Source organism: Paraclostridium benzoelyticum (genome assembly GCF_001006285.1).
Lineage (GTDB): Bacteria > Bacillota > Clostridia > Peptostreptococcales > Peptostreptococcaceae > Paraclostridium > Paraclostridium benzoelyticum.
Genome location: NZ_LBBT01000063.1, coordinates 1 through 11,782 on the forward strand (window position 1 = coordinate 1; position 11,782 = coordinate 11,782).

8 protein-coding genes are annotated in these 11,782 nt (G+C 25.3%); all 8 read left to right on the top strand.

Features of this window, described 5'->3' with window-relative positions:
- The first annotated feature begins 118 nt into the window (after nucleotides 1–118).
- Complete coding sequence (locus VN21_RS03155) at nucleotides 119–688, top strand: hypothetical protein (protein ID WP_046822010.1); 570 nt, start codon at nucleotides 119–121, stop codon at nucleotides 686–688.
- Nucleotides 689–715: 27 nt separating this feature from the next.
- Entirely contained in the window at nucleotides 716–3,886 is a 3,171-nt protein-coding gene (locus VN21_RS03160) for a ligand-binding sensor domain-containing protein (protein ID WP_046822011.1), read from the top strand.
- Nucleotides 3,887–4,045: 159 nt separating this feature from the next.
- The gene (locus VN21_RS03165; RefSeq protein ID WP_046822012.1) at nucleotides 4,046–4,894 is read left to right on the top strand and encodes a GGDEF domain-containing protein; all 849 of its coding nucleotides are present in this window, start codon (nucleotides 4,046–4,048) and stop codon (nucleotides 4,892–4,894) included.
- A complete protein-coding gene (locus tag VN21_RS03170; RefSeq protein ID WP_052951966.1) occupies nucleotides 4,884–6,509 on the top strand; it encodes a DUF2334 domain-containing protein in 1,626 nt (541 codons plus the stop codon). The genes VN21_RS03165 and VN21_RS03170 overlap by 11 nt, the downstream gene beginning before the upstream one ends.
- A gap of 2 nt (nucleotides 6,510–6,511) precedes the next feature.
- The gene (locus tag VN21_RS03175) at nucleotides 6,512–7,768 is read left to right on the top strand and encodes a glycosyltransferase (RefSeq protein ID WP_046822013.1); all 1,257 of its coding nucleotides are present in this window, start codon (nucleotides 6,512–6,514) and stop codon (nucleotides 7,766–7,768) included.
- 11 nt (nucleotides 7,769–7,779) lie between these two features.
- Nucleotides 7,780–9,846: a cellulose biosynthesis cyclic di-GMP-binding regulatory protein BcsB gene (locus VN21_RS03180; RefSeq protein ID WP_046822014.1), complete on the top strand. Its 2,067-nt coding sequence runs from the start codon at nucleotides 7,780–7,782 to the stop codon at nucleotides 9,844–9,846.
- 57 nt (nucleotides 9,847–9,903) lie between these two features.
- Nucleotides 9,904–10,887 (top strand): glycoside hydrolase family 113, encoded by a 984-nt coding sequence (locus tag VN21_RS03185; protein ID WP_226896665.1) that lies wholly within the window; start codon nucleotides 9,904–9,906, stop codon nucleotides 10,885–10,887.
- 75 nt (nucleotides 10,888–10,962) lie between these two features.
- Nucleotides 10,963–11,782, top strand: an 820-nt coding sequence (locus tag VN21_RS03190) for a substrate-binding periplasmic protein (RefSeq protein WP_152650761.1), incomplete at its 3' end; no start/stop codon positions are given.

Consider the following 11,782-nt stretch of genomic DNA (forward strand, 5'->3'; position numbering starts at 1 on the left):
AATATTATTTTTAAAAGATTCTGTACAAAATTTTAAAAAAACACTAATTTCGACAAAAAATTACAGTTAAAAAGTGTATACTCGTAGTAATAGCAAAAAGTATTAAAGGAGTGATTCCATGAAAATAAAATTTGATTTATTTAGACGGAAAAATTCTAAATGTAATGAAAAAAATTATATAGTAGAAAATGACAAAAGCTATTTAAATAAAAAATATGCAGGATATAGTTACTTAAAAGAATTTAATTTAAATAAAGACTACTTAGATAAATCTGATTTTGAACCTGGAAATAAAGGTTTGTTAAAGAAAATAGATTGGATTGAATCTAGTGACAAGATAAAAGAGATTAAATCATTAAAACTAGAAGATGAGTATACATCTGAATTTAAGAAAAATTCTCTTTATTATAAGTCTGTATATATATGCCCAAGATGCAATAGTCATATGCTTTACAAAATTAGAGCATATAACATAGATACTAAATTTAATAATAAAAATAAAAGAACACATCATATATATACATGTCCGAAATGTAGAATATTTTTAGCTTCAATTAGGATATATAGTAAATTACACTCTAGATGGATAGGAAATAAGCTTTCAAACTATGCGCTTATAAGTGATAGTTACCCAAGATTAAAGTATAGGAAAATTTTGAGCTATACTGAAGAACTACACAGTGAGTAATAAGTAAATATTTAGGAGAAAAAATTTATGCAAAGAATAAAATACTTAAAACTATTTATATCTATAGTTTTTGTAATGATACTCAGAGTTGATATTTCCAATGCACAAGAAAGTATAAATTTTAAAAATATAACTATAAACCAAGGGTTATCTCAGGGAACGGTACAAGCGATAGAACAAGATAGTAAAGGGAGAATATGGATAGGAGCAAATGATGGACTAAATGTTTACAATGGATATGAATTTAAAGTGTATGGGCAAAAAAAAGACCCTAAAAAAGGAATAGCAAATAGTTATATAATTGATATAAAAGAAGATAAGAAAGGTAATTTATGGGTTGCGACTATAGGCGGTGTAAGCAAAATAAATACAGAAACAGACTCTATAAAAAATTACTATAATAGTAAGAACAATGGAAATTTATCAGATAGTAGTGTTTATGATATTTTAATAAATAAAGATGGAGATGTTTTAATTGCAACGGCAAATGGAGTAGATATATATGATGAAGTCAGTGATCGATTTAGGCCGGCAATTAAAAATTTGAACCAATTAAAAAGTAAACATATATATGATATAACTGAAGATAATAGTGGAAACTATTGGATAGGGACTAAAAATGGATTATATAAATTAAATAAAAAAAGTGAACGGGTTGAAAGGTTTCTAACGAAGGATACCTATGGAAAAGAGATAACTATATACAAAGTGTATTTTGATGGGGATGAAAATTTATGGGTTGGGACTAGAAATGAAAATCTATATAAAGTAAACACAAAAACGAATAAGATAAAAGAGTATGACCCTCCAGATGGAATTGACAAAAACTCATCTATAAGAGATATACTACAGGATAAAAATAAAGACCTTTGGATAGCAACAGACTCAGGAGTAGTCAAATACGATAAATTAAAAGATAAGTTTAGAGTTTATCAAAAAGGTAAATACGATGTAAATGGGTTAACCGATAACTTGATATTTTGTATTATGGAGGATAAAAGTGGACTTTTATGGCTTGGAACTTATTCTGGAATAAGTATATTTGACTCAAGAACTAATATAAATTATTACAAACATGATTTAAACCCAGAAGATAATACGTCGATTTCAGATAATATGGTAAGCGGGATTTATAAGGACAAAGATGGAGCATTATGGGTTGGAACGAATTCGGAAGGAGTAACGGTTTTAAATAGAGAAAATGAAAAAACTTATTATATAAAAAGAAAAGATGGATTAAGCAGCAATAAAGTATATGACATAAAGGGAAAAGGTGACCTAATATTAATATCAACAGATGATGGATTGAATGTAATAAATAAAAAAGAAAAAACGTTAAAGGTATACAATAAAGATAATGGCTTGAAAAATAGTAATGTAAGAAGTGTTCTTATAGATGATGACAATAAGGTATGGCTAGGAACAACCGAAGGGATTGCAATATTAAATCTAGATACAGGTGAAATAATAGATATGTCTAGCTTGTCATCTAAATATAATATAGAAGACAAATTAAATGGATGTATTTATAAAGATAGCAATGGAATATATTGGATAGGATATTTTTTAGATGGTGGACTTTTAAAATTTGACCCTAAAACTCAAAAAACAACACTATACAGGATGAGAGAGAACGACTCAAACTCTATAAGTAATAATTCTGTACGAGTTATAAATGAGGATAAACAAGGTAATTTGTGGATAGGAACGAATTATGGACTTAATAAATTTAATCCAAAAACAGAAAAATTTGAAGTTTACACGATGGAAGATGGATTGCCAAATAATACTATATACGGAATAGTGATAGATAAATTAGACCATATATGGGTAAGTACTAACTATGGATTGTCAAAGTTTGATTATAAAAAAAATGAGTTTACAAATTTTGATATAGTAGATGGTTTGCAGGGAAGAGAATTTAATGGAAAGTCATTCCATATAAGTGAAGATGGTGAAATTTTCTTTGGTGGAACAAATGGTTTAAACTCATTTAGATGTGAAGAGTTAAAGAAGAAGAAATATTTTATAGATTTATCTATAGGAGATATATATGTAAATGAAAAAAGATATAACAGCATTGATGATGTTAAATTTAAATTTAATGAAAATAATATAAGTATAGAAATGTTTTTACCATATTATAAGAATATAAGGGATATTAAGTATTATTATAAGATAGAGGGAGTAGACCAAGATTTTAAAGATGTTAAAGGGAACAAATTAAACTTGGTAAATTTAAATCCAGGTCAGTATACTCTAAAACTTAAGGCAATAAATAATAATGTAGCTGAATCTAGTGAGAAAACTATTAAATTTGCTATAAAACCACCTATTTGGAAAAGCAAAACAGCGATGGTTATTTATTGTGCTATATGCATATTGGCTATTTTATATTATGATAGCAAAGTAAAGCTATTAGACTCTATGGTAAATAAAAGAACAAAAGAACTTACAAAGGAAATTAAAAAAAATGAAAACTTATTTAATAAAGTTTTAAGTTTAGAAAAGAAAAAAAATAGCTATTTTGTAAACTTATCTCACGAATTGAGAACTCCATTAAACGTTATATCATCAACTGAGCAACTAATAAGTATTATGATTGATAAAAAAGGCTTAAGTAAAGATAATCTAAAGTACCATATGAGCGTAATTAATAAAAATGCAGAGAGGTTGTTAGAATTAATTACAAATCTAATGGATATAGAAAAAATAGAATATGGGAAATATAAAATAAACAAAACAAAACAAGATATAGTTGAGGTCATAGAAAATGAAGCTTTAAGACTAAAAAATCATGTAGAATGTAAAGGTATAGAACTGATAATAGATCCAGAGGTAGAAGAAAAAATAGTTAGTTTTGATAAAATAGAAATAAAAAGATGTATAGAAAACTTAATAAGTAATGCTGTAAAATATACACCAGAAGGTGGAACTATAGAGTTAGGTATAAAAGATCATATAAATGAAGTAGAGATATATGTAAAGGACGATGGGATTGGAATAGACGAAGAACATAAAAAGATTATCTTTGATAGATTTAGACAGGTAGTAGACGCAAATGAAGAAATCCAAAACTCAAGTGGACTAGGACTTACGATAACTAAAGAAATAGTAAACCTACATGGAGGAGAAATTTATATTGAAAGTGAATTTGGAAAAGGTAGCAAATTTATTATAATACTACCAATTGAATAATGAATTATGAAATAGAATACAATAATTGTATTCTATTTTTATTTTGAAATTTAAAATCTAAAAAATGTTAAAAAATATCAAAAAAACACGAAAAAAGTAAAAAAAAGAGTATAATATACACATGATTAAATAAGTAAAAAATATAAATAGGAGGGGAAAATGGATAAGTTATCAAAAAAAATAGACTCGTATATGATAGCACTATTATTAGAATTATTTATTGTTGTAATTATATTATTTATATCAAAAGAAGATGTCAATTTTTTATTGAACTTTATTATGCTAGGGATTACATTTTTAATTTCAATAACAACATATATAGGAGGTATTATAGTTGGACTTATATTGACATCAGTAGCAATTTTTATGTATGCAACTTTAATATTTTACAGAAACACAGTATTAAATATAGATATAAACTATATATCTTATATTTGGATGGCAGGTATACCTATAATATGTATGACTAGTGGAAGGCTATCTAGTGTTATTTTATCACTTCAAAAAAATAACGAAATTTTAAAAAATAAATACAAAAATCTTGTTACAGTTGATGAAGTGACAGGACTTGGAAATATTAAACATTTCTATTCTACTTTAGAAAAAGAAATGAGTAAATCAAATCGACATAAAAACAAGCTAGCACTAATGATTATAAAGCTTCCTTATTATAAAGAAATTAGAAAAATAATTGGAGAGGAAAAAACATATAACTTAATTAAAAGTGTAAGCAACATAATAATAGATTCCACAAGGACAGAAGATGAGAGATATTATTTAGAAAGCGACATGATGGGTATTATAATGCCCTATACAGATTTTAATGGTGCAAATACAGTAAAAGAAAGAATTAAAAAAAATGTAGGTGAATTAAATCTTGAATTAAATCAAGGAAAGTCATATATAGATATAGATACTAAAATAGCTATAGTAGAATACAAAGAAAGCATAAATAGTGCTATAGAATTTAAAAATTTATGTGAAGAGGAACTTCAGTATGATGTGTAAAAGATATATTGTTATATTTCTAATTATTTTATTAGTTTTTAGCAATATTGGTATAGGTTTTGCAAATATAGAGAAAAAAGAAAATGCTCTAATAATATATGAAAATCAAAAAACATTTTCATATAAAGAGAATACAATAAACCATTTAAATGAACTTTTATATAGATTTAATAAAAGTGTAGATAGTGTTTATATAAATGATTATAAAAAAGGAAGTTTAAAACAATATGATTCAATATTTGTAATAAATATAGAAAATGAAATAAATGATAGGGATTTGCTAGAGGATTTATCAAATTATGAACATGGGATATATTGGATAGGTAATGGAATAGAAGACTTTTTAAGTTATAGTGATAAATATGATTTGATTTATGAAAAAAAGATAAATAGCATAAATGAATTAAATTATAAAGGAAACAAACTAACTATTTCTAGTAGTGATTATTTTAATGTTGTTAATACTAGAAGGCAAAATAGCAAGATTTTAGCAACTATGAAAGATTCGTATAAAGAGTATCCTTATGTTATCAATAATAAAAATTTATATTTTATTAGTAATTATAAAATAGATCAATCTTTTATATTTGAAGATACTTTAAATGATTTCTATAATATAAAAAATTTTGAAAAAGGTAAAGTATTTGTAAGAATTGAGGATGTACATTTATTTAGAGATAAGGATAATTTAAAAGAGATTGCAGACTACTTATACTCTGAAGGTATACCTTTTATGGTAGCATTAATTCCAGCATATGTAGACAGCAAAACTGGGAAAATAAATACCATAAAAGATGATCCAGAGTTTATAAAAACTATAAAGTATATGCAAGATAGAGGTGGTAGTGTTGTTCTACATGGATATATGCATTCTTTAGATAAAAGAGAGATTTCAGGAGAAGGATATGAGTTTTGGGATATGGAAAAAGATGAGCCTATATCTGAAAATATAGAGGAATATGTTAAAGATAGAGTTTTAAGTGGATTAAGATTATGTGTAGAAAAAGGTATTTATCCTATTGCCTTTGAAGCGCCTCATTATGCTATGGATCAAAATGGCTACACAGAATTAAAAAAATATTTTTCAACTTATGTTGGGCAATATCAAAACAATAATGAAAACTTTGCTACAAGTAGTTTTCCATATATCATAGAAGGAAGTAAAAACTTCAATATTTTAATTCCTGAGAATTTAGGGTATATAGAACGAGATAATAAATTTTCAATAGATATTATAAAGAATAACTTTTATAAACTTTCTATGGTAAGAGGATACACTGGAGGATTTTTCTTCCATCCGTATATGAATTTAGATTATTTGAAACAAGTTATATCTTATTTAAAAGAAAATGATTCAGAGTTCTTAAATTTAAAAGATATAAATAATTATGTAAAAATTGATGATATAAATATAAGGTCGAAAGATGGGAAAATAGATGTTACGTATGATAAGAATAAGTCAAATGAAAAATCTAAATCTGAGATAAGTTTTGAAAATTCTATGTCTAATATAAATAAGATAATCGTAATATTTGTGTCTACTGTATTGGTTATATTTACGATAATATTTATATTCTTTAGATTTATAAATAGACGAAAATTTAGAAGGAGATAGTTATGAATAGATTTACTATAGTAGATTACTTATTTTTATTTTCTTTAATATCTATATGGGCAATACTTTTTATAAATATTCTTTTAGCTGCAAGTGGATATGTATATTATCTTAAAAATCTTAATTTTAAAGATGAAAGATTAAAAGAATATCCATTTGTATCTATATTAGTTCCAGCTCATAATGAGGGAAAAGTTATAGGAAAAACTGTAGAGTCATTATTATTATTAGATTATCCTAGAGATAAGATGGAATTGATAGTAATAAATGATAACTCAAGTGATGATTCTAAAGATATACTTCAAAATATAAAGAATAAATACAAAAAATATAATTTTACTATTATAAATACAGATAATATTACTGGAGGTAAAGGAAAATCAAATGCACTAAACATTGGATACCAAGAAGCAAGAGGAGAGTTTATTGCAATATATGATGCAGATAACACTCCAGAAAAAACAGCACTTAGATATTTGATTCAAAGTATAGTAAAAGATGATAAGTTAGGTGCTGTTATTGGGAAATTTAGAACTAGAAATAAATATAAAAACATTTTAACAAAATTTATAAATATAGAAACATTAAGTTTTCAATGGATAGCACAAGCAGGACGAAGACAGTTATTAGGACTTTGCACGATACCAGGAACTAACTTTGTATTAAGAAGAACCACTATTGAGAAGTTAGGAGGATGGGATACTAAAGCAATAGCTGAAGATACAGAGATAAGCTTTAGAATCTATAAATTAGGACAAAGAATAACATATGTTCCACAAGCTGTAACTTGGGAACAAGAGCCAGAGACTATAAAAGTGTGGATAAAGCAGAGAACTAGATGGGTTAAAGGAAATATATATGTTCTAGTTAAGTATATAAAAAATATATTTAAGGGAAAACAAAATAGAGTATTATTCGATATAGTATATTTTTTCTCGGTATATTTTTTATTTTTAACTTCGGTTATAATATCAGATTGTATATTTGTTTTAAGCTTATTTAATTTAGTGAAAGTTAACATACCATTTAACTTTTGGATTGTATGGATATTATCATATGTCCTATTTATTTTGCAAGTTAGTATAACTTTATCAATGGAAAAAGGAGAAAGTGGATTAGGAAATATATTTTTAGTTGCAATTATGTACTTTACATATTCTCAAATGTGGTTATTAGTAGCAATTAAAGGTATGTTTGGCCATTTTCAGGATGTATTTTTAAAAAGAGAAGCTAAATGGTATAAAACAGAAAGATTCTAGGGAGGTACTTAATGAGAATAGTAACTATAGCATTATCATTAATACTAACTTTTTCTAATATTAGTTTGGTATTTGCAGATAATGAAGATGTGAAAGCGTACAAATTTCAAGATGATGTAACTATAAATGGTGTTATTGGAAGCACCGAAAGATTTTTTAATGTATCTCAAAATTGGGATGTTAAGGATTTGAAATTGAATTTAGTATATACAAAAAGTGAGCTATTGGATGTAAACTATTCAACGATTACCGTATTTATTAATGGAGAACCTGTAAGTTCGAAAAGATTAGATGGTAATAGAAAATATCAGGATAAATGGCAAGTTAATATTCCTAAAGAACTTGTAAAATCAGGATATAATAGTATTTCTATAAAAGCATATAAAACTATATCAGATAAAATATGTAGAGATGATTCTAATACTGCAAATTGGTTAGTAGTACATAAGCAATCAGATATAGAACTGAAGTATGCATTAAAAGATAACTCAAATGAAATAAAAGACTATGCTAGTGTATTTGCTAATATAGGTAATGAGGCATATATAGATACTACTTTTGTATTACCAGATAAATATAATAGTAATGAATTAAGTTCTGTAATGAACCTGAGTTTAAATATGGGGCAAAAACTAAAAGGTGACAATTTTAAATTAGATGTAAAACTAAAGTCAAATTTAAAAGAATATAATAAAAATATTATCTACATAGGTGGAACAAATGACACATCTACAGATTTTTTGAATTTTCTAAGCGATGACGAAAAAAATCAGGCTAAAAATAAAGCTGTTATAAAGCAAGTAATTTCTCCGTTTAATAAAGAAAAAAGAATGATTTTAATAATTTCAGATAATGGTAAAGCTCTTAAAAATGCAACTAAATTAATATGTAATAATGAGCTGTTAAATGAATTAAATAGTAGCAGCTTCATAATTGATGAAACTAAAGATGTTTCAGATATAAAAAAAGAGATTAAAAATAAATTGACTTTAAATGACTTAGGGTATAATGACTTTTTACTTAAGGGACCTTTTTCACAAGAAACTAATTTTGATGTATCTATACCTAAAAATAAAATAAGTACAGCTGGATCGATTCTGAATTTAAAATTTAGATATGCTAAAAATTTAGATTTTGAAAGATCATTAATTACTGTGTATGTTAATGATAAGCCTATTTCAAGTAAAAAGTTATCTTTAGAAAAAGCAGATAATGATATTTTAGAAGTAAATCTGCCAACGGATGTTTTAGGTAAAAATTATTATAAAATAAAAGTTGTATTTAATTTAGAATTAAAAGATTTAATGTGCGTTACAAGAGATACAGATAGCCCATGGGCTTATATTTTGGATAGTTCATTTATAAAGTTTGATTTTAAAGACAATGATAGTTTAAATTTCAAAAGTTATCCGTATCCTTTTATTGATAATCAACAAGCAAATGATATAAATGTAGTGGTTTCGAAGAATTTAAACTCTTCAGATTTAAGTAATATAGCTAATATAATTGGAAATATGGGAAGAGATGCAGTTTATAATACAGGAAATTTAAATGTGTTAACTGATAGTGAATTTTTAAACACGAATAAAAAAGGAAATCTTATAGTTATAGGAACTCCAGATGATAATAGTATTTTAAAAGATATAAATAAAGACTTATACATTAAGTTTGATAAGAATTTTAGTGGATTTGAAAATAATGATAAGATTAAATTTTTAGATGATAAATATTCAAAACAATTATCAACAATACAACTTATAAATTCACCTTATAGTAAATCAAATTCAGCTATTATAGTATCTTCTTTAGATAAAAACAGCTTGAGTTCATCAGTAAGGTATTTATCTGATAATAATTTAACTAGAGATTTAAAAGGAGATGCAGCTGTAGTAAATAGAGATGGAGGTATTCAGGATATAAATTTTAAAGAAAACAATAGAAGTGATGAAGAATTAGAAGATAATTCTTCTAAATTTAAATTAGAAAAAGCAAGTTTAACATTCATACTTATTGCAGGATTTTTATTTTTAACTGTAATAATATCAGCTATATTATTAATATTAAAATATAGAAAGTAGTTGATACAATTGAAAAAGATAATAATTTTAACAATTATATTAGCTTTATGTAGTTTTATGGCTGTATACAAAATGGATAAAGGAGAATTACCGGATAAATTAAATTCAGTAAATTTATCTACAGATTATGAAATTAATCAGGCATTACAAGATATAAAAATGTTAAGTGCAAATACTGTAAATGTACCTATAGTTATAAAAATACCTTCTTTAGAATCTAACAAAATGATTATAGATGAATATAGTAAAAATAAGGCCATACAGATTATTAAAATTTTGAAAGAAAATAATAAAACAGTAATATTAGAAGCGTTTCCCTGGATTGACAATGGAAGTAAATATGAAACTGAATATAATCCTAAAAACAAAGAACAATTTTTTAAAGATTGGAAAATTATATTAAGTGAGCTAATTGATGAAGTAGCAATTCCATACAACGTAGATATTGTAAATACAGCATCGAATTTTAGCAAGCTTGAACCTTATGAACAAAATTGGTGCGATATAATAGATTTTACGAAAAAGAGATTCAAAGGACTTGTAACATATAAAACTTCATGGTGGTACACTGCTGAATGGGATCTCAAAAGTAAAGAATTATATAATAAAAAGCTAAATAACAAATTGTTTTCGAAAGTAGACTTTATATCTATTGCAGCTTATTTTGAACTGAGTGATAAGCCTATAAATACAGTAGAAGAATTAGTTAAATGTATCAATAGCTCTACAGTAAATAATAGAAATCAAAATATAAAACAAGAAATTGAGAACTTTGCAAACAAGTACAATAAAAAAATATTTTTTGGAGAATTAGGATTTCCAAGACTTGAATATGCCGCAACACACCCTTGGAACAATAATGTATCTGACTTGGTAAATGGAGATGAGCAAGCTAGATGTTTTAACGCATATAAAATAGTCTTTGAGAATGAAAAATATATTAAAGGGTTTTCTATTTTTGCTGTAGGGGAAAAAGGTAAAGATAAAATGTTTTACCCATCAAAAGAGAGTATGAATTTTATTAAGCTATGGTATGAATAAAATGGGAATATATGGTTATGAAAGATTAAAGATAATATTATTATTAAATACAAAACGATTGAAACGGAGAGAATTATGCTTAAAAAAATAAGTAACATTTTAGTTATTCTCATAGTATTAATACCCATAATTGATAATAATATATATTCACAGGAGAAACCATATAAAAATAAAGTTATAAAAGTTGGATTTTATGATTATAACCCTTATTTTTATATAGACAAAGGAAATCCAACTGGATATTATAACGATATATTAGACACTATATGCAACGATTTGGGAATTGAATATGAGTATAAATATACTAATATTTTACAAGCGATGAGTATGTTAAAAAATGGAGATTTAGATTTACTTATTGGAATTAATAGAACAGAAGATAGAATTAATGAATTTGAATTTACAGATAGCTATATAACCCTAGAAACTTATGGTGTATATACTAATAAATCCATAGATTATGGAGATTTAAATGAATTGAAGAATCTAAGATTCGGATATATACCTGGAGAGACTAACTCAAAATGGATAATGGACTTATTAGAGAATAGAGACATAAAAGTAATTCCTGTTGAAGCTCAATCTTATAAAGAACTTGATGATTTACTAGTGAAAAATGAAATCGATGCTACTATTTCTCATATAAATAATACGAAGTTAAGCGATATGAATGAGATTTTTGAATACTCAACAGGTCCTGTTTATATAGCTGGAAATAAAAAAAACAAACAACTTATAAAGGATATAGATAGCAAATTAAAGTTATATTCTCAACAAAGATATAGTCCAATAGATAATCTTAAAGATATATATTTTAATAACGGAGGAAGTGGACATAAAAGTAATTTTATTATATTTATTTTAATAGGATTAAGCATTATTACAGCTTTATCAT

What these genes read in the sequence shown, in the direction of transcription:
- VN21_RS03155 (WP_046822010.1), top strand. Translation starts at nt 119, where the DNA reads ATGAAAATAAAATTTGATTTATTTAGACGGAAAAATTCTAAATGTAAT.
- VN21_RS03180 (WP_046822014.1), top strand. Translation starts at nt 7,780, where the DNA reads ATGAGAATAGTAACTATAGCATTATCATTAATACTAACTTTTTCTAAT.
- VN21_RS03185 (WP_226896665.1), top strand. Translation starts at nt 9,904, where the DNA reads ATGGCTGTATACAAAATGGATAAAGGAGAATTACCGGATAAATTAAAT.
- VN21_RS03175 (WP_046822013.1), top strand. Translation starts at nt 6,512, where the DNA reads ATGAATAGATTTACTATAGTAGATTACTTATTTTTATTTTCTTTAATA.
- VN21_RS03165 (WP_046822012.1), top strand. Translation starts at nt 4,046, where the DNA reads ATGGATAAGTTATCAAAAAAAATAGACTCGTATATGATAGCACTATTA.
- VN21_RS03170 (WP_052951966.1), top strand. Translation starts at nt 4,884, where the DNA reads ATGATGTGTAAAAGATATATTGTTATATTTCTAATTATTTTATTAGTT.
- VN21_RS03160 (WP_046822011.1), top strand. Translation starts at nt 716, where the DNA reads ATGCAAAGAATAAAATACTTAAAACTATTTATATCTATAGTTTTTGTA.